The sequence below is a fragment of the Flavobacterium ammoniigenes genome, assembly GCF_020886055.1.
In the GTDB taxonomy this organism is placed as follows: domain Bacteria; phylum Bacteroidota; class Bacteroidia; order Flavobacteriales; family Flavobacteriaceae; genus Flavobacterium; species Flavobacterium ammoniigenes.
Genome location: NZ_AP025184.1, coordinates 237,354 through 257,208, shown reverse-complemented (window position 1 = coordinate 257,208; position 19,855 = coordinate 237,354). Strand labels below are relative to the sequence as shown.

Annotated in this window: 19 protein-coding genes; 10 read left to right on the top strand and 9 right to left on the bottom strand. The window is 34.4% G+C overall.

Translation table 11 applies throughout. The features are described from left to right. Nucleotides 1-53: 53 nt before the first annotated feature. The 7 genes from LPC21_RS01135 to LPC21_RS01105 all read right to left on the bottom strand — a co-directional run bounded on the left by LPC21_RS01135 (nucleotide 54) and on the right by LPC21_RS01105 (nucleotide 7,421). A complete protein-coding gene (locus LPC21_RS01135; RefSeq protein ID WP_229317589.1) occupies nucleotides 54-551 on the bottom strand; it encodes an OmpH/Skp family outer membrane protein in 498 nt (165 codons plus the stop codon). A gap of 19 nt (nucleotides 552-570) precedes the next feature. Beyond that, entirely contained in the window at nucleotides 571-1,581 is a 1,011-nt protein-coding gene (locus LPC21_RS01130; protein WP_229317587.1) for an OmpH/Skp family outer membrane protein, read from the bottom strand. A 33-nt stretch (nucleotides 1,582-1,614) separates the two neighbouring features. Then, nucleotides 1,615-4,359, bottom strand: coding sequence for a BamA/OMP85 family outer membrane protein (locus tag LPC21_RS01125; RefSeq protein ID WP_229317586.1), 2,745 nt, complete (start codon nucleotides 4,357-4,359; stop codon nucleotides 1,615-1,617). Beyond that, the gene (locus tag LPC21_RS01120) at nucleotides 4,292-5,032 is read right to left on the bottom strand and encodes an isoprenyl transferase (protein WP_229317585.1); all 741 of its coding nucleotides are present in this window, start codon (nucleotides 5,030-5,032) and stop codon (nucleotides 4,292-4,294) included. Before LPC21_RS01120 ends, LPC21_RS01125 begins: the two co-directional genes overlap by 68 nt. Before the next feature lies 1 nt (nucleotide 5,033). After that, complete coding sequence (gene porG / locus LPC21_RS01115; RefSeq protein WP_229317584.1) at nucleotides 5,034-5,714, bottom strand: type IX secretion system protein PorG; 681 nt, start codon at nucleotides 5,712-5,714, stop codon at nucleotides 5,034-5,036. A gap of 140 nt (nucleotides 5,715-5,854) precedes the next feature. After that, nucleotides 5,855-6,739 (bottom strand): NAD kinase, encoded by an 885-nt coding sequence (locus LPC21_RS01110; protein WP_229317583.1) that lies wholly within the window; start codon nucleotides 6,737-6,739, stop codon nucleotides 5,855-5,857. Between the two features lie 22 nt (nucleotides 6,740-6,761). Beyond that, nucleotides 6,762-7,421, bottom strand: a complete 660-nt coding sequence (locus LPC21_RS01105) for a CBS domain-containing protein (protein WP_229317582.1) — start codon at nucleotides 7,419-7,421, stop codon at nucleotides 6,762-6,764. Nucleotides 7,422-7,535: 114 nt separating this feature from the next. Between LPC21_RS01105 and LPC21_RS01100 the strand changes: the two genes are divergently transcribed. From LPC21_RS01100 to LPC21_RS01060, 9 genes are all read left to right on the top strand, one after another. Beyond that, nucleotides 7,536-8,249 carry a pyridoxine 5'-phosphate synthase gene (locus tag LPC21_RS01100; RefSeq protein WP_229317578.1) on the top strand — a complete coding sequence of 238 codons (714 nt, stop codon included), beginning with the start codon at nucleotides 7,536-7,538 and terminating at the stop codon, nucleotides 8,247-8,249. 98 nt (nucleotides 8,250-8,347) lie between these two features. Continuing rightward, complete coding sequence (locus LPC21_RS01095) at nucleotides 8,348-9,109, top strand: alpha/beta fold hydrolase (RefSeq protein ID WP_229317576.1); 762 nt, start codon at nucleotides 8,348-8,350, stop codon at nucleotides 9,107-9,109. 7 nt (nucleotides 9,110-9,116) lie between these two features. After that, the gene (locus LPC21_RS01090) at nucleotides 9,117-9,464 is read left to right on the top strand and encodes a phage holin family protein (RefSeq protein ID WP_229317575.1); all 348 of its coding nucleotides are present in this window, start codon (nucleotides 9,117-9,119) and stop codon (nucleotides 9,462-9,464) included. Nucleotides 9,465-9,575: 111 nt separating this feature from the next. Beyond that, on the top strand, nucleotides 9,576-10,901 hold the full coding sequence (locus LPC21_RS01085) for a trigger factor (protein ID WP_229317574.1): 1,326 nt from the start codon (nucleotides 9,576-9,578) through the stop codon (nucleotides 10,899-10,901). Nucleotides 10,902-11,004: 103 nt separating this feature from the next. Continuing rightward, the gene (gene clpP / locus LPC21_RS01080) at nucleotides 11,005-11,679 is read left to right on the top strand and encodes an ATP-dependent Clp endopeptidase proteolytic subunit ClpP (protein WP_229317573.1); all 675 of its coding nucleotides are present in this window, start codon (nucleotides 11,005-11,007) and stop codon (nucleotides 11,677-11,679) included. A gap of 87 nt (nucleotides 11,680-11,766) precedes the next feature. Beyond that, nucleotides 11,767-12,999, top strand: coding sequence for an ATP-dependent Clp protease ATP-binding subunit ClpX (clpX, locus tag LPC21_RS01075; RefSeq protein WP_229317572.1), 1,233 nt, complete (start codon nucleotides 11,767-11,769; stop codon nucleotides 12,997-12,999). Between the two features lie 10 nt (nucleotides 13,000-13,009). Further along, nucleotides 13,010-13,420 carry a VOC family protein gene (locus LPC21_RS01070; protein ID WP_229317570.1) on the top strand — a complete coding sequence of 137 codons (411 nt, stop codon included), beginning with the start codon at nucleotides 13,010-13,012 and terminating at the stop codon, nucleotides 13,418-13,420. A gap of 166 nt (nucleotides 13,421-13,586) precedes the next feature. After that, nucleotides 13,587-14,822: a phosphoserine phosphatase SerB gene (serB, locus tag LPC21_RS01065; RefSeq protein WP_229317568.1), complete on the top strand. Its 1,236-nt coding sequence runs from the start codon at nucleotides 13,587-13,589 to the stop codon at nucleotides 14,820-14,822. Between the two features lie 199 nt (nucleotides 14,823-15,021). Beyond that, a complete protein-coding gene (locus tag LPC21_RS01060; RefSeq protein ID WP_229317566.1) occupies nucleotides 15,022-15,525 on the top strand; it encodes a hypothetical protein in 504 nt (167 codons plus the stop codon). A gap of 122 nt (nucleotides 15,526-15,647) precedes the next feature. Here LPC21_RS01060 and LPC21_RS01055 read toward each other — a convergent pair whose 3' ends face one another. Beyond that, nucleotides 15,648-17,159 carry a GH3 auxin-responsive promoter family protein gene (locus LPC21_RS01055; protein ID WP_229317564.1) on the bottom strand — a complete coding sequence of 504 codons (1,512 nt, stop codon included), beginning with the start codon at nucleotides 17,157-17,159 and terminating at the stop codon, nucleotides 15,648-15,650. A gap of 97 nt (nucleotides 17,160-17,256) precedes the next feature. Here LPC21_RS01055 and LPC21_RS01050 point away from each other — a divergent pair, with 97 nt between their 5' ends. After that, on the top strand, nucleotides 17,257-18,051 hold the full coding sequence (locus LPC21_RS01050) for a DUF2797 domain-containing protein (protein WP_229317562.1): 795 nt from the start codon (nucleotides 17,257-17,259) through the stop codon (nucleotides 18,049-18,051). 28 nt (nucleotides 18,052-18,079) lie between these two features. Here the strand turns inward: LPC21_RS01050 and sppA are convergent, their stop codons facing one another. Continuing rightward, nucleotides 18,080-19,840, bottom strand: coding sequence for a signal peptide peptidase SppA (gene sppA / locus LPC21_RS01045; RefSeq protein ID WP_229317558.1), 1,761 nt, complete (start codon nucleotides 19,838-19,840; stop codon nucleotides 18,080-18,082). Between the last annotated feature and the right edge of the window lie 15 nt (nucleotides 19,841-19,855).

Sequence of the window (19,855 nt, the reverse complement as noted above, 5' to 3'; positions counted from 1 at the left end):
AAAAACGGCTCTTTCATATAGAAAGAGCCGTTTATATTTTTAAGAGTTTAAGATTAAAATCCTAAATCTTTTTTCACATCAACTGTTAGGTTAGTACCATCGGCTAATAAAAGAGAAGATCCATCCAAAACATATTGGAAACCTTTAGCTTTTCCAACTTTTTGGATTGAAGCTCTTACTTTTTCCATTAATGGTTTTACAATATCTGATTCTTTTTGTTGTAACTCTTTTTGAGCGTTATCTCTAAAGTCTACAATTCTTTTTTGCATGTCTTGTACTTCTTTAGAACGTTCTCCGTTTACTGCTTCAGTTACAGTAGCTGCTTCAGCTTCATATTTTTTTAGTTTTGCTTGGTACTCTTCTACCATTTTTTTGTAATCGGCATCGTAGGTAGTGCTTAATTTTTCTAATTGTTTTTGAGCATCTAACATAGCAGGCATTTTAGCCATGATTTCATTTACATCTACGTGAGCCGTTTTTGTTTGTGCTGAAATTTGGTTTGCTCCTAAGAATACTATTGCAGCGATAACTAAAGTCTTGATTTGTTTCATTGTTTAAAGGTGTTTAATATTAATTATTGTTTGTATTTGTTTTTAATTTTTCTTCGGCAGCTTTTTTAGCCGCAGCTCTTTCTTCTATTATTTTGTTTCTTTTGTCTTCGGCAGCCTTTCTTTTTTCCTCGATTATTTTTTTACGTTCTTCAAGAATTTTGGCTTTATCTTCCGCTTGTTTTTTTCTCACTAATTCCGCAGCTTCCAGTTTTTCTTGCGCCTTATTAGTGATACTAACTTTTTCTTCACTCTTGTTATTTGTTGTAGGGGGAGTACTTTTTTTAGCTGCTTTTTCTTCGGCTACCTTTTTTCTTTGCTCTTCAAATTCTTTTTTCTTTACTTCCTGTTGCAACTTTCTTTCTGCAATTATTTTTTCCCGAGCTGCTTTTTTCTCTTCCAATGCTTTTTCTCGTTCTAAAACACCTGGATTTTCATTAAGAGCATCTTCTTTTTTTTCTTTCTCTTCTAATTCTTTTTGTTGTTTTTTAGTGAGTTGTTCTCTCTTTTCCGCTCTATTTAATACACGCAATACTTGGTCACTAATATCAAATCGTTTGGCGGCAAATAACATTGTCAAGTCTGATGATTTATCAAATATAAAATCAAATTGTTTGGCCTCAGCAATATCTTGAACCGTTGTAAAAACCTGATCCTGGATGGGTTTGGTTAATACTAATTTTTGTTGAATCAATGCTCCATTGGCACCAAATCTATTTTGTTGAAACTCAATTAACTCTTTCTCTAAAAACTTGATTTCAGTTTCTCTTTCTTCTATTAGTTCTTTGGTTAACAAAGGTTTTTCTGTCTTTAACGATTCAGAAAGTTTGTTAATTTCCTTCTTTTTTTCTTCAATTTCTTGTTGCCACTTTTGTGCTTTTTGTTCTAATTGGTTTTGAGCTTCTTTATAATTGGAAACATTTTGTAAAATGTATTCCATATCAATATAACCAATCTTAGTGCTTTTAATTTGCCCTTGAATTGTTCCTGTTCCAATAATCGTTAAAAATAGAAATAATAATTGTTTTCTCATAACTTTTGTTGTTTTTGGAAATGAATTCAAGTCCTAGAACTGCTGTCCAATGATAAAATGGGTTTCCCATCCATTAGGAGCTGTTTGTCCAGGTAATGCATCAAAACCTTTAGCAAAATCAATTCCTAATAATCCGAAAGCAGGCATGAAAACTCTTAATCCAACACCGGCAGAACGATTTAATGCAAATGGATTATAGCTTTTGAAAGATTCATAGGATGAACCAGCCTCTAAAAATGCTAATGCGTAAATAGATGCTGATGCTTTCAATGTAATTGGATATCTCATTTCTAATGAAAATTTATTATAGATAGTTGCTCCCAATTGTTCTCCTGCATTATTAATTGGTGTAAGAGAGTTGTTTGGATAACCTCTTAATTGAATTGTTTCTCTACCATCCATTGCAAAATTAGCCATTCCATCTCCACCTAAATAGAATCTTTCGAAAGGAACAGATCCGCGGTTTTGATTGTAAGCTCCCATAAATCCAAATTCAGACAAACTACGCAATACTAATTTTCCGTATATTTTGGTGTACCAATCGGCTTTGAATTTGATTTTGTAATATTCTAACCATTTGAATTTTTCCTGATCTACTTTAGATGGATCTGCGGCTGCTTCTTGGATATTTGTAACTCGGTTAGGAGTTGGATTTGCTGCACTTGGGATTGCTTCAACTAGATCTCCTTCATTCACCAATATTCCGTCTGTTCCAGCATAAGTGGTGCCTACATGTCGGTATTTGAATGCTTCTAGGTCGCCAAGGGTTGCATAATTTGTTTTGCTAAACAAAGAATAGGGTGGGGTTAATTTTGCCGATACACTAAATTCAGAACCATAGGTTGGGAATATTGGGTTAACCCCTTTATTGCTTCTTGTTAAACCAACTGTATAAGATAAGTTTCTTGATGTTCCATTTCCAAAAGTAAACAAGCCAGTATTGTAGTTGTTTAATGCATAATGTTGGTAACTTAATGATTGGGATAAAACAAAATAATCATCTGGTACCGTTAATCTTTTTGCTATACCAACAGAAAGGGTTAGGATGCTGAAACTTTTTGATTTATCTACCTTATAAGTCACAAAATTGTTTAAATATTGTTCGCTAAATGAAACAGAAGTACTGAATTGAACCGGTTTTTTTCCGCCAAACCAAGGTTCTGAAAACGATGCACTGTAGGTTTTAAAATAGGTACTTGCTTGTAATCGTAAAGATACTTTTTGTCCATCTCCCATTGGCAACGGTTTGTAAGCCTCTTTATTAAATATATTTCGAGCAGAAAAGTTATTAAATGACAGACCAAGTGTTCCAATGAAACCACCTCCGCCATAACCACCTTGAAGTTCTATTTGACTAGCTCCCTTTTCGGCAAGATTATATTCAATGTCCACAGTTCCTGCACTGGAATCCACATTTTTAAATTTAGGATCAATAGTTTCTGGATCAAAGAAACCAAGTTGTCCAATTTCTCTTATAGTTCTTACCAATTCTTCTTTACTGTATTTTTCACCTGGTTTGGTTCTCAACTCACGGTAAATTACTTGGTCATTGGTTTTGTCATTTCCAACGACAGTAATTTTGTTAAAGTAAGCTATAGGTCCTTCGGTAACGCGAATTTCAAAATCAATTGTATCATTAGCCGTTTTTACTTCAACAGCATTGATGCTTGAAAATAAATATCCATTGTTCTGATATAAGTTTGTGATGTCTTCACCGTCTGGTTTAGATTTATCAGCAATTCGTTTTTCTAATAAAACACCGTTATATACATCCCCTTTTTTTAGCCCTAAAACTCTGCTTAATCCTTGGTCTGGATAAACCGTATTACCTAAGAATTTAATGTTTCCGAAATAGTATTTATTACCTTCTTCAACTTTAATGGATACCGCTAAAGCATTCTTTGATTTATCATAACTTACAGTATCCGATACGATTCTAGCATCTCTAAACCCTTTTTCTTTATACGCATCAATTACTTTATCTAAATCAGATTTGTATTTGTCTTTGATAAATTTGGACGCCTTAAATAAACGAGTAATTTTTTTCTGTTTGGTATCTTTCATTGCTTTTCGCAACGATTTGTCAGATAGTTTAACATTACCAACAAAGTCAATTTTATCAATTTTCACTTTGGTGCCTTTGTCGATTGAAACCAACATATTAACTTGGTTAATTGTTGTGGTATCAACTACGGTATTAATATTTACTTTAGTGTTAAAATAACCGTCTTTTTTGTATTTGTTTTCGATATAGTTTTTAGTGGTAGTAATTAAGTTTTCGTTCACTACTTTATTTTCGGTTAGGCCATTGTCTTTGATCAAAGCTTCCGTTTTATTTTTCTTTATCCCTACAAATCTAACCTTGTTTAGTTTAGGTAATTCTTCTAAATGCAAATCAAGGTAAATACTGTCATTTTCTACTTTATTAACGTAGAACGAAATTTCATTGAATAAGCCTAATTTGCCTAATTTTTTAATTGCGCTACTAATCTCTTCTCCAGGGATAGTAATTTCATTTCCCTTTTGAAGTCCTGTAAACGTCACTACCGTTTGTGTGTTGAAAGTGATTTTACCAACTACATTAACATCTGCTAGGAAATATTTTTTTCCTTGATCAAATGGTACTCTATCTTGTGCTTTTGCCTGGAAAATACTTCCGAATATTAGTAAGCAAATTGCTAATCGTATGCTTTTTTGTAACACTAATAAATTATTTAATTTGTTCGCTTGTTTTTCCAAATCTACGTTCTCTTTTTTGATAACTAAGGATAGCCTCATATAAATCTTCTTCTTTAAAGTCAGGCCATAATATATCAGTAAAATATAATTCTGCATAAGCTATTTGCCATAGCAAAAAATTACTGATTCTATGTTCTCCACTAGTTCGTATTAATAAATCTACCTCTGGTAAATTTTGGGTGTAAAGATGCTCATTTATAATGGAATCGTCAATAGTGTCTATTGAAATTATATTATTTTTAACTTTATCACTAATATTTTTCACTGCTCGCACAATTTCCTCTCTTGATCCGTAACTTAATGCTAATGTTAAGGTAAGTTTGGTGTTTTTAGCTGTTTTATCAATTACTTCTTGTAATTCTTTTTGAGCGACTTTTGGCAATTGGTTTAAATTACCAATTGCATTCATTTTGATATTGTTCCGTTCTAAAGTGGGTAGTTCTTTCTTAAGCGAATTAACTAAAACTCGCATTAAAGCTTCAACTTCTAATTGTGGCCGGTTCCAATTTTCGGTTGAAAATGCATATAGAGTTAAATTTTCAATGCCCAATTTAGCACAAGCTTCGATAATTTTTTTTACCGATTTAGTACCGCTTTCGTGACCTAATGCGCGTAATAAACCGCGTTGTTTTGCCCAACGGCCATTCCCATCCATAATAATGGCAAGGTGTTTTGGGAGTTTATTTATATCTATATTTTTTATTATATCCATTTTATTCTGCGCAAAAACATGGTTTGTTGCCAAACGTATAGGTTAACGTCAAACCTGAAAATACATACCAATCCTTATTGTTGAAATTTCCAAAAGGAATTCCATTACTATTTTTTGGAAGACTACCATCTAAGTCGTCAGCAAAAGTAAATCGGCTACCTACTTCTAAACCGACCACAAAATTAGAAGTTAAATTGGATTTTACACCTAAAATTAATGGTAATCCAAGAGTTTTTTGTTTTGAATCAAATTCTGACCTTCCATATTTGAAAAATAAACTATCATAAAAGCTTAGACTTAGACCAGTATAGACATAAGGAGTTATTTTTCTTTCTAATGGATTGAAGATATTAAAATCAAAAAAATTGAATTCGATACCACCAGAAAGTTCAGTTATAGCATTGTCAAATTCATACTTTCTCACCATTCGTTTCTGATCATTAGATTCGATATCTTTGGCTGTTAGTTTTGATTTAATAAAAGAAAATCGCCAAGAATGTCGAGGGGTTTTATTCCATTTGTATACTAACCCTATTGCTGGACTATTCGGATTAACATAGGTTGTTGAACCAACATCTCCTATAAAGTTACTTCCTCCCACAAAAACGCCTAACTCATTTATTTGAGCTTGAGTTGCTGTAAAGAATAATAAACAGATTAAAGCAATATTGATTTTAGTCATTGAAATAAAAATGGGTCACAAATATAGGACTATGAGTTCATATAATGTATAAAGGTGCGTTTACTGAATGGAAAGTTCAAATTTCAGAAACTCTAAACTAAGTAGAAACGAAAATCAGATTCAAATCGTATAAACGGGAATTAATTTCTTTTATCTTCTCCCCACAATAATTTGTTACGCAAAGTTTTTAAAAAAGTTTCTTCTGGGATTTCGATCATATTGATTTCGAAAGGATTTTTTTTGATAATCAAAATGGATTCGTTTTTTACTGTGGTTACTCGGGAATCGAGCGATACCAAATATTGATCTTCTCGGCCAGTAACTCGTAGTTTGATTTCGGTATTATCCGGAATAACAAGAGGACGTGCGTTTAAATTATGAGGTGCAATTGGAGTAATTACTATGCTTTTTACCTCTGGAGTTAAAATAGGACCGCCACAACTCATAGAGTAACCCGTTGAACCCGTTGGAGTGGAAATAATTAATCCGTCTGCCCAATACGAATTTAAAAATTCGTCGTTCAAATAAGTTTCTATCGTAATCATCGAAGTTGTATCTTTTCTACTCACGGTGATTTCGTTCATGGCAAAATTAATCTCTTGGATCGCTTCATTTTCAGGAGAACAATCCAAACTTAGTAAAGTTCTTTTTGAGATACTGTATTTTTTATCAATGACAAATTGCAAAAATGAATCAATTTTTTCTTTTTGAACCGTTGCCAAAAATCCTAATCGCCCAGCATTGATTCCCAAAATAGGGACTCCAGAATTGCGAACCAAAGTAGCGGCTCGCAAAATAGTTCCGTCGCCACCAATACTGATTACCATATCAAAACTAGAATCTAATTCGGTATGAGAAGAGAAAGTGGGGTAGGTTTCGTGAATAATATTTTTCTCGTACAACATGTCAAGAAATACCGATTCAATAATGAGTTCAATATTATTCTTTTTAAAAAAAACAAAAATGTCTTTTATAATCGGTTCGGTACTGTTGAGATAATATTGTCCGTAGATGGCTATTTTCATTTTCTATAGGTATAACTTGAAGTTAAATATTCAGGTATTTGTCTAAATAGTCAGAACGTTCTTTCAAGTTGTTGATGTAATTATCTTCATTGTGTTCGGATATAATTTCATAATTGTAGCGTCTGAAAGTTTGGATAATGTCATTTATAACACCTAAAGTTACTTTTATTGTAATTTCTATCGTTTCATTATCTGAATCAGATACAAAAAGGCCTAATAATTTTCCATTATTGCTTTCTACAATTTGGGTAATCTGGCTCATGGAGTAGTCAATCAGCGCTTTTTTTACAATAATGATGCCTCCTGCTTCTTTAATGAATGACGTTTCGTTAAAAAATTTCATAACATCGGCTAATTCATAATAGCCAACATAATGGTTGTTTTCATCTAAAACAGGAACAATATCCGAATGATTTTTGCCAAAAACTTCTAAAACATCCAGCCAGATCATATTGGGTCTTACAAAAAACGGTTCCAAAGTATATTTGTAATCACCTACTTTTTTGTCAGTATCAAAAGTTTCCAAATCATCAGCTACAATACTACCAATGTATACTCCCGCATCCAAAACCGGAAAATGAGAATACGAAGCGTCCATAAAAAAGTCCTGTGCAGCAAGAATTGTTTCTTGGCTATCCAGGGCTCTATAGTCGTTGTTAATGTAGTCTGTAATTACTGTCATAAAATCAATTCTCGATAGTTTATGCAAAATAATCAAAAAAAGGCAAAAACTCCTACCTTTTACTTTGTATTTTTGTCTCCGCAAAAATAGTGTATTTAAACCAATTCCAGTTGTATGACAAAGTTAAGCGTAAATATCAACAAAATAGCAACTTTACGAAATGCCCGTGGTGGAAATGTGCCTGATCTATTGAAAGTCGCTGCCGATATTCAAAGATTTGGTGCACAAGGCATCACTATTCATCCGCGTCCAGACGAACGCCACATTCGCTATCAAGATGCACGCGACTTGAAATCTATTGTTTCAACCGAATACAATATTGAAGGCAATCCGCAACATAATTTCATTGATTTGGTGTTAGAATGTCAACCAGACCAAGTCACTTTAGTTCCAGATGCCATTGGTGCTATTACCTCTTCGGCAGGTTGGGACACAGTAAAAAACCAATCGTATTTAACAGAGATGATTCAGGAATTTCAACGCAATGGCATTCGCACTTCTATTTTTGTAGATCCCATTGTTGAAATGATCGAAGGCGCCAAAAAAACAGGAACAGATCGCATCGAATTGTATACCGAAGCCTTTGCACACCAGTACGGTTTAGGCAATGAAAAAGGCATTGAGCCCTATGTCGCGTCTGCAGTTTTAGCTAACGAATTAGGCTTAGGAATCAACGCAGGTCACGATCTAAGTTTGGACAATGTTCAGTTTTTCAAACAAAATATTCCAGGCTTATTAGAGGTTTCTATTGGCCACGCATTGATTTCCGAAGCGTTGTATTTAGGTTTAGACAATGTCGTTAATATGTATTTGCAAAAATTAAAATAATTTGGGCGTGTCCCTTCGGGTCGGGCTTTCGGCTTTATCTCTCCGTTGCACTACGAGGATATCGCCTCTATCCCTCACGCAGCTCAAAATAAAATAGTATGTTATATTCAAAAATAGAAGGTTCGGGCAAACCACTTTTAATTCTTCATGGATTTTTAGGAATGTCAGACAATTGGAAAACATTGGGAGTACAATTTGCTTCCGAAGGTTTTGAAGTCCATATTTTGGATTTGCGCAACCACGGGCGCAGCTTTCACTCGGACGAATTTAGTTACAAACTAATGGTACAAGACATTGTTCAGTATTGTAAAGATAATCAGTTGAACAACATCAATATCATTGGTCACTCAATGGGTGGAAAAACGGCCATGCTGTTAGCAGCACGCTATCCAGAATTAGTAGACAAATTAATTGTGGCCGATATTGGTCCTAAATACTATGCACCCCATCATCAAGATATTTTGGCAGGTTTGAATGCTGTTGATTTTACTTTAAAACCAAGTCGAATTGAAGTCGAAGCAATACTTTCGAAATATATTCCAGATTTTGGTACCCGACAGTTTTTATTGAAAAGTTTGTATTGGCAAGAACCGGGTCAATTGGCCTTCCGATTTAATTTAGCAGTTTTCAATACAAAAATTACCGAAATTGGAGTACCTCTGCCATTAGAGTTAAGTTTTGAAAAACCAACACTTTTTATCCGTGGCGGCAATTCCGATTATATTTTGGATACGGATGTTCCGGCAATTAAAGAACAATTTCCTAATGCTAGAATTGAAACTATTCCAAATGCCGGTCATTGGCTTCATGCCGAAAATCCAGCCTTGTTTTATCAATTGAGTTTGTCTTATTTAAATTAATAGAATTATGAAGTTGTTTATTAGAATTTTAGTTACCACTATTTTGGTAATCGTCTTGTCTTATTTTATGAAAGGCGTTCGAGTAGATGGAGTGGTTACGGCCTTAACTGTAGCGGTAGTTTTAGGATTATTGAATGCGTTCATTAAACCCGTATTGGTGTTTTTTACACTGCCTTTTACCATTTTTACTTTAGGTTTATTTTTGATTGTAATTAATGGCATATTAATCCTGGCGTGTACCAAGATTGTAGGAGGCTTTCAAGTAGATTCGTTTTGGACAGCTACCTTATTTAGTATTATTTTATCTCTTTCCCAATCCATTATGTACAAAATAACTGGAGGTTCAAAAAAATAAGGATTATTAGGTTGTTTTTAACCTAATGTATTGATTGCATTAAAACTTGTTTGGGTTGTAAAATTTTTATAATTTTGCAACCCAATTTTATTATGTAAATTAAAGAACAAGATGGATATCAAAAGAGTAGCTATAGATGCTGTAAATGAAACGATTGTCATGACTGTGGTTCATATGGATTACAAAGGACAAGTAGCAAAAAGAATCAATGAAAAAATGCCTTTGGCTACCGTAAAAGGATTTAGAAAAGGACAAGTGCCAAAAGATCTTGTTGAAAAACAATACGGAAAAGGAATCAAAAAGGAAGAGGTAAAAAAAGTAGTTGATTTGGCTTTAGAGCGTTTTATTCAATCAGAGCGTTTGAATCTTTTGGGAACACCATTGGCTAAAGAAAATGAAAATTTAGATTGGGATGCTGAAGAATTGGTGTTCGAATATGAAATTGGGTTAGTGCCTAATTTCGAATTGGACCTAGAAGCAAAAAACAATATCATCAAATACGTAGTCAAAGCAGACGACAAATTAATTGACGGTCAAGTGGCACGTATCCAAAAACAATTTGGTAAAGCAATTCCTCAAGAAGTGGTAGCTGAAGGATGTGATGTAACAGGAACTTTTTCAAATGAAGAAAAAGGAATCAACAATAAAACCGTTTTGGCTTTAGATGTTTTCAAAGATAAAAAGACAGCTAAAAAATTCATTGGAAAACAAGTGGGTGATGTTGTAACTGTTAATACAAAAGGATTGTTTGAGGATGATCACCAATTAATGGACTACCTTAAAGTAGGACACGATGAGGTACACTCTTTGGCAGTAGATGTTGACTTTACTATTGAGTCAATCAACTCAACTGAATTGGCTGAATTGAACCAAGAATTGTTCGATAAATTATTCGGAGAAGGAAGCGTTGCTACTTTAGCCGAATTGAAAGCTAAAATTAAAGAAGATGCTGAAAGCCAATTTGCGCAACAGGCAGACCAAAAATTATTAGGTGATGTAACGGAGTTTTTAATTGAAAACACCAAATTCGATTTGCCAGCTGAATTCTTGAAAAAATGGTTGCAAACTGTTGGAGAGAAACAATTAACAGCTGAAGAAGCTGAAGTAGAATATGCTCGTTCTGAAAAAGGATTGCGTTTCCAATTGATCGAAGGTAGAGCTTTGGCACAAAGTAATATTCAAATCACTTTTGAAGACCTGAAATCATTTACATCTAATGCAATCAGACAACAAATGGCACAATTTGGACAAACTAATCCTACAGATGAGGAGGTTCAAGGAATTGTAGCCCGAGTGTTATCAAACCAAGAAGAGGTAAAACGTTTGTCAGATCAAGTGGTGGCGGCTAAATTATTGGAAGTATTCAAAGAAAAAGCAAACCCAACTACAAAAGAAGTTACTTACGAAGAATTTATTGCTGCTTCATACGGAGAATAATTTCTAAAAATTTAAGTATATTTGAGCGTCAAAAGAATATTTTTTTGACGCTCTTTTATTCTGGATTCATTCCAGGATATTCAAAAATCTAAACTTATTAAAAATGAACTACGGTAAAGAATTTAAAAAATTTGCTACAAAGCACCAAGGAGTAAATGCCATGTATTACGATAAAATCGTTGGGGCAATGACACCAAAAAATATGACACCATATATTATCGAAGAACGTCAATTGAATATTTCTCAATTGGATGTTTTTTCACGATTAATGATGGATAGAATCATCTTCTTGGGAACTGGAATTGATGATCAAATTGCAAATATTGTTCAAGCCCAATTACTATTCTTAGAAAGTGCCGATGCGTCTAAAGACATTCAAATTTATTTGAATTCACCAGGAGGAAGCGTATATGCAGGATTAGGAATTTACGACACCATGCAATATATCAAGCCTGATGTAGCAACCATTTGTACAGGAATGGCAGCTTCTATGGGAGCGGTGTTGTTATGTGCTGGAGCTGCTGGAAAACGTTCGGCTTTACCGCATTCAAGAGTGATGATACACCAACCTTCAGGAGGTGCTCAAGGAGTAGCGACTGATATGGAAATCAATTTGCGTGAGATGTTGAAATTGAAAGACGAATTGTACAACATCATTTCTCACCATTCAGGACAAACTTTTGATAAGGTACATGCTGATAGCGAACGCGATTATTGGATGATTGCTGAAGAAGCAAAAGCCTACGGAATGATTGATGAGGTATTAGTTAGGGGATAATAAATTGTTTCAAAGGATAAAGTTGCAAAGTTCCATTTTGTAGGACTTTGCAACTTTATAGCTTTGTGACTTTGCAACTTAAAATAAATGGCAAAACAAGTATTAGAATGTTCTTTTTGCGGGAGAAAAAAACCGGAAACCAATTTATTGATTGCGGGTATTGATGCACATATTTGTGATAAATGTATCGAACAAGCCCACGGAATTGTTTTAGAAGAAATACAATCTAACGGAAGTTCCAAATTGGTAGGAGATTTAATTCTTAAAAAACCAAAAGAGATCAGAGCTTTTTTAGATCAGTATGTGATTGGTCAAGACCAAACTAAAAAAGTCATGTCGGTAGCGGTGTATAACCACTACAAACGTTTGATGCAACAGCAATTAGACGATGAGGTAGAGATTGAGAAAAGTAACATCATTATGGTGGGGCAAACCGGAACGGGAAAAACATTGGTTGCTAAAACGATCGCTAAAATGTTAGACGTTCCTTTGGCTATCGTTGATGCAACAGTACTTACCGAAGCAGGTTATGTGGGGGAAGATGTAGAAAGTATCTTAACGCGTTTACTTCAAGCTGCTGATTACGATGTGGCTAAAGCCGAAAGAGGTATTGTATTCATTGACGAAATTGATAAAATTGCTCGCAAAAGTGATAATCCATCGATTACCCGAGATGTTTCAGGAGAAGGAGTACAACAAGCTTTGTTGAAGTTATTAGAAGGTACGGTAGTAAATGTGCCGCCAAAAGGAGGTCGTAAACATCCGGATCAAAAATTTGTGGAGGTGAATACTCAAAACATTCTGTTTATTGCAGGAGGTGCTTTTGACGGGGTGGAACGTATCATTTCGAAACGGTTGAACCGTCAGGCAGTGGGGTACAGTACTTCAAAAAATGTGGACAATATTGACAAAGACAATTTGCTTCAGTATATCATCCCAAAAGACATTAAAGATTTTGGATTGATTCCTGAAATTATTGGTCGTTTACCCGTATTAACACATATGGATCCATTGGATAAGGAAACTTTGCGTGCTATTTTGACCCAACCGAAAAATGCCTTAATAAAGCAATATGCTAAATTGTTTTTGATGGATGAGGTCGAATTTACAATTACAGATGGCGCTTTAGATTTTATTGTTGAAAAGGCTTTGGAATATAAATTAGGCGCTCGTGGATTACGTTCGTTATGCGAAGCGATTTTAACAGATGCTATGTATGAATTGCCAAGCTCTGAGGATAAAAAATTAGCGATTGATGTTGATTATGCTAAAGAAACCTTGAATAAAAATTTATTGAAGCGTTTGGAAATTGCATCATAGATAAGTGAGTATGACTAAACAAATTTGGTTAAATCTTCCTGTAAATAATGTTGAAAAGTCTAAAAAATTCTTTATCAATATTGGATTTTCATTCAATGAAGAATACTGCAATGAGCATTCGGCTTGCATGTTAGTGGGTGAAAAGAATTTTGTAGTGATGCTTTTTGAAAGGTCGATGTTTGCCACTTTTGTACAAAATGCAATTGTGGATACTCAATTGCATGCTGAAATGTTAATTTCCATTGATGCTGAAAGTAGAAATGAAGTAGAAGAATTGGCTCAGAAAGTCGAGGAAGCTGGAGGTGTGCTATTTGCAAAACCAGCTGAAAATCAGGGTTGGATGTATGGTTGTGGCTTTTCTGATTTAGATGGACATCGTTGGAATATTTTGTTTATGGATTATGATAAACTAAAGAATTAAATACTATTTTATATTTTTAAATAATGGTAAAAACCTGTTCTTAATAGTAGAACAGGTTTTTTTATGTACAATTGGAACTATTCTGCTGACTATAAAAAAACAAGATTATTCTTTTTTATAAGCGATAGAATGTCGATTTTTGTGTTTCTAACTCACAACACTACAAATGGCAATAGCAGATAAAGAGATTATTTTGTTGAAAGTTTCTGGTCAAGATAAACCGGGTGTAACTGCGGGTTTGACCTCTATTTTAGCAAACTATGATGCCGTTATTTTAGATATTGGTCAAGCCGATATTCACGACACGCTTTCGTTAGGAATTTTATTCCAAATAAAAGCGGGTTCCTCTTCAGGACCAGTTTTAAAAGATTTACTTTTTAAAGGGTATGAATTAGGAATTAAAGTAAAGTTTATTCCGATTTCAATTCCCGATTATGAAACTTGGGTTAAAGCACAAATCAAACAACGCTATATTATCAATATTTTGGGGGAAGAGCTAACAGCAATTCAATTGGCTGCGGTAACCAAAATCATGTCAGACCAACATTTGAATATTGATTCTATTATTCGTTTAACGGGACGAACTTCGGTAGTGGAGAAAGAGGAGTATCCGCGTTCTTGTGTTCAATTATCAGTTACCGGTATCATTGAAGACAAAACTGCTATGACCGCTAGTTTTATGGAAATATCAAGAACATTGAATGTGGATATTTCATTTCAAGAGGACAATATGTACCGCAGAAACCGCCGTTTGGTGTGTTTTGATATGGATTCGACTTTGATTCAAACTGAAGTAATTGATGAATTAGCCGATTTAGCTGGGGTAGGAGAGCAAGTTCGTGCGATTACCGAATCAGCTATGAATGGAGAAATCGACTTTAAAGAAAGCTTCAAAAAACGCATGGCGTTGTTAGAAGGTTTGAGCGAAGAAGTCTTGCATAATGTGGCTATCAATTTACCAATCACCAAAGGAGCGCATCGTTTGATGAGAGCCTTGAAATACTATGGTTACAAAACAGCTATTTTATCGGGAGGGTTTACTTATTTTGGAGAATATTTACAAAAGGAGTTGGGAATCGATTATGTACATGCTAATCAATTGGAAATCAAAGACGGTAAATTAACGGGTAAATACTTGGGCGAAATTGTCGATGGACAAAAGAAAGCCGAATACCTGCAAGCAATTGCCCAAAAAGAAGGCATACACATTAATCAAACGATTGCTGTGGGTGATGGTGCCAATGATTTACCGATGTTAAATTTAGCCGGTTTAGGAATTGCTTTCCATGCCAAACCAACAGTAAAAGAGAATGCAGCGACCTCAATTTCAAGTTTGGGATTGGATGGTGTTTTATACTTGTTAGGGTATCACGATCGTCATATTGATATGATGGAAGACTAGAGATTAGATAGAATAAAATTATAAAAGCCCAACATTTATTGTTGGGCTTTATTTTTGTCTGTATTTTTTTTATAATTTTAATTCATTAACCAATTACTATTAAGAATAAACGGTAATGAATTTAGAAACGTAATATTGTAATAGCCCTAACAATATTGCGAATACCATTAAGATTAATAGTCATTAAATCTCAAATCAAATGAAAAAAATTAGTAGATTATCAAGTCTATCAATGATTTTAATTTTATTAATCTCATGTGATAAAAACGACTCTCAAATTAATGATACTGTTACAACCAACAAAAAAACAGTACCTTCAAATTCTATCTATTATTCTACTTCAGAAAAAGAGTATGCTCAAGCCTCACCTTTTACCAGGCGTTTAATTAATCAAGTTGATGCTGCAGTAAACTCTTTAAATCTATTAACTAGAGAACCTAGTGTAATTAAATATGAAGTAATAATTAGTATTGACAAAAATCCTGAAAATAAATTCTCAAATTTTGTATCTATAGTTCCATTTGACAATTCGCTAAACAGTTTTGTGTTGAAGCCTGATGGGAAATGTCATATTTGTGGCATGGGTGGTGCATATAGTTGTATTAAAGAAGTAGAGACTTACATGGATCAACGCAATTTAGACGAAATTGATATACATGTCAGACGATCTTCAGATGGGTGTATCGATATAACCTATAAATAATAGTCTGAGAATCATAACTTTTTCCTAATCACCGGGGCAATGTTGGGAGTTAAGTTGAAAAAAATAGTGTATTTAAGCCAAAAGAAAAATAGTCTAAACACTAAATTTCTTTTGGCTTACTTTTATTGTAAACCTTTCAATTGCTCTAAATACTCTCTTTGGTTGGATAATCTCGGAATTTTATGTTGGCCGCCCAATTTATTTCGCTCTTTGAGCCAATCATAAAATAGTTGTGGTCGAGCCAAATTAATCACCAAAGGATTCAAGGTCATATTATTATAGCGTTTGGCTTCATAATCGGAATTGAGGCTTTGTAATGTTTCGTCTAAAATCGTTCGAAATTGATCGATATCAGTTGGGTTTTTCTTGAACTCAATCATCCATTCGTGTGCCCCTTTTTCTTTGCCGTCCATAAAAATAGGAGCTACGGTATACTCTATTACTTCAGTGTATGTGAGTTGACAAGCTTTGGCAATAGCTTGATCGGTATTTTCAACCATAAGTTCTTCGCCAAAGACATTGATATGGTGTTTGGTTCTGCCCGAAACGCGAATTCGATAGGGATTCAACGAAGTAAAACGAACAGTATCGCCAATTAAATAGCGCCACAAACCAGAATTGGTAGTAATTACAACGGCATAATTTTTAAACAATTCTACCTCTGCTAAGCGAATTACTTTTTGATTAGGTGTGCCAAAAATATCCATGGGAATGAACTCATAAAAAATGCCATAATCTAGCATTAATAACAAGTCACTAGAATCATTTAGGTCCTGAATAGCAAAGAATCCTTCGGAGGCATTGTATATTTCGTAGTATTTAAAATTGGATTTTGGGAGTAACTTTTGATATTGTTCGCGATAAGGTTCAAAGCTGACTCCTCCATGAAAATACACTTCTAGGTTAGGCCAAACTTCCAATAAATTACCTTTTCCAGTTTCTTCAAGCATTCGGTTCATCAAGACTAACATCCAAGAAGGAACTCCTGCAAAGCTAGTTACATTTTCATTTTTAGTTTCGTTGATAATTGCAGCCAGCTTCTGCTCCCATTCGCTCATCAACGATATTTTATTGCTAGGGGTACTACTGAATTCGGCCCAAATAGGCATATTTTCTATCAAAATAGCCGATAAGTCGCCAAACAACGTTTCCTTATCTTCATAAATTTGAGAACTACCACCTAAGCGAAGACTTTTCCCCAAAAACATATCAGAATCTTCATTGTTATTCAAATACAAACACAACAAATCCTTACTTCCTTTATAATGACAGTCTTCTAAAGCATCATTGCTTACGGGGATAAATTTACTTTTGGCATTGGTGGTTCCGCTGGATTTAGCAAACCATTTAATTGGTGCATCCCAAAAAACATTTTGTTCGCCTTGGCGCGTGCGTTCAATTAGCGGTTGCAAATCTTCATAAGTAGCAACGGGAACTCGTTCTGAAAAAGTAGAGTAGGAGGTTATCGAACTAAATTCATATTGGGCACCAATTACCGTATTCTCTGCTCGTCGGATCAAATTCATCAACAATTCCTCTTGCACCTCATTAGGGTACTTTAAGAACAATTCGATTTGATGAATCCGTTGCTTTAAAACCCAGGAAGCAATAGAATTAATGATCGGTATGGGCATATTTCTGAGTTAGGAATTATGAATTTCGGATTCCGAATGATAACTTTACCAAAAATAACATTTTTTGTTCAATTCCAAACCTGAAACATAAAACCAAATGACTTACGAAGGAGTTTTAACCAAAATGCAAACTGAATTTGGCAATCCAATTCAGTATTATCTTGTTTTTGAAGACAGCTTTTTGAATGTAAATCAACTTTTGGGTAAACCAATGGAAATCAATTTTGTAGGTTTTCAATGTTTGAATTGTGGGAAGAAGAAAAAAATATTTCGACAAGGATTTTGTTATGATTGCTTTTATTCTAGTCCTGCTGTAGGAGATTGGATTATGAAACCGGAGTTGAGCACAGCGCATCTCGGAATTGCAGATCGTGATTTAGCTTATGAAGAGAAAGTGCAATTGCAACCGCATATTGTGTATTTGGCTTTGTCTAGCGAAGTAAAAGTGGGGGTGACAAGAAAAACGCAAATGCCTACACGTTGGATTGACCAAGGTGCGAGTCAAGCGATTTCAATTGTTGAGGTACCAAACCGCTATTTGGCAGGGATTACAGAAGTGGCGTTAAAAAGTCATTATGCCGATAAAACCAATTGGCGAAAAATGCTAACCAATTCTTTTGAAGCGATTGATTTAGTCGCTGAGCGATTGAAAGTAGAGCATTTAATCCCAACTGAAGTTCAGGAGTATTTTTACAATCAGAAAATAGATTTGTATGAGATGCACTATCCAGTTTTGGAATATCCTGCTAAAGTGACTAGTTTGAGTTTGGATAAAACTCCAAATTTTCAAGGAAAATTAATCGGTATTAAAGGGCAATATTTACTTTTTGAGGGCGGAATTGTATTTAATATTCGCAGTTCAGAAGGCTATGTTGTAAAAATAGAGTTATAAAAAAAGCTTCCATTGGAAGCTTTTTTATTTATTGAATGGTAATTTCGAATGGCATGCGAGCTTGAACTCCTTTGTAGCTTTGAATGCGTTTAATTTGTTCCATTATATTGTAATTTTCTTCACCAATTTCTTCTTTAATCCAACGCTCTTTAGTTTTGGCAAAAGGGAAATTTTCTAATAAATCATCAAAATTTTTATTGTATTCTGGATAATTTTGAGTGTTGAACGTTTTGATTTTTGCTAAACGGGCCGCTTCTTGAATGGCATCATCTAAACCGCCAATTTTGTCCACTAAACCAATTTTGATAGCATCAGCGCCAGTCCAAACTCTACCTTGTGCAATCGCATCTACTTGTGCAAAACTCATTTTTCGCCCTTGCGCTACATGGGAAACAAATGTTTTATAGATTTGTTCTACACCTTCTGTGGTTACGGCTTTAAATTTTTCATCGATTGGTGCAAATGGATTGTAATTTCCTGAGTTTTGGTGGGTATTGACTTGTTCAGAATGAATTCCCATTTTGGTACTAAGACCACTAAAATTAGGAAGCATCCCAAAAACACCTATAGAACCAGTAATAGTATTTTTTTCTGCGAAAATTGTATTAGCATTACAAGCAATATAATACCCTCCAGAGGCAGCATAATTCCCCATGGATACAACAACCGGTTTTACTTTTTTAGTCAATTCGATTTCTCTCCAAATCAAATCGGAGGTTAATGCATTTCCTCCAGGGCTATCGATGCGAAGTACTATTGCTTTCACATCTTCGTTATTTCTTGCCTCACTGATAGAACGTCGCATTGCGCCTTCTCCAATGATGTTGACATCTCCTTCACCACTTTGAATTTCACCTTGGGCATAAATAATGGCAATTTCATCAGTAGCATCATTAGGAATTGATGTCGTGGTATATTTATGAGTGTAATCAAGTATAGAAACCGATTCGTATTCGTCTTTACTATCGACTTGTAATCGTTTTTTAATGGCATTGTGGTAAACATCTTCATAAGCAACTACGTCTACTAATTTTTGAGCCTTAGCCATTTCAGGTGTTCGTGCCAATAAACCATTTGCAATTTCATTTAATTTTTCAACAGATACATTTCTACTTTTGGCAATGTCAGTTACAACAGAATTCCAGATAGAATTGAGTAAGGCAGTAATTTGTTCTCTATTGGCCTCACTCATTTTATTTTCGAGGAAAGGTTCTACAGCACTTTTATATTTTCCATGGCGAATAACTTCCATTTTTACACCTGTTTTATCCTGAAAATCTTTAAAAAATAGTAGGTCAGAAGAAAGTCCTTTGAAATCTAAATCGCCCACCGGATTAAGATAAATAGTGTTGGCTACGGAATTTAAATAATATTCTTTTTGCGAATAGGTATTGGCATACGCCATCACAAATTTTCCTGATTTTTTGAAGTCTTCCAAGGCATCTCTAACCGCTTTGCTCTGTGCCATGCCTAGCGAAGAATTATTGTTTAAAATAGAAATACCTTTAATATTTTCATCGTTTTTAGCAGCTCCGATAGCATCAATGACATCGGTTAAGCCAATCTGTTTGGTATCTGAAAATGCGGTAAACCAAGGGTCAGAATATTTCCCAGCATAGTCATTTTGGATATCTTCTAAATTCAATACGATTACCGAGTTTTCTTTTACGTCAATACCATTTTCTTCTCCGCCAAAAATGGCCCCAATCAGCACTATTCCAAAAAAGAATAGCATGGTGAAAACAAAAATCCCTACGATGGTAGCCAATACATTTCCTAAAAACTTCATAATAATTTAATTTTT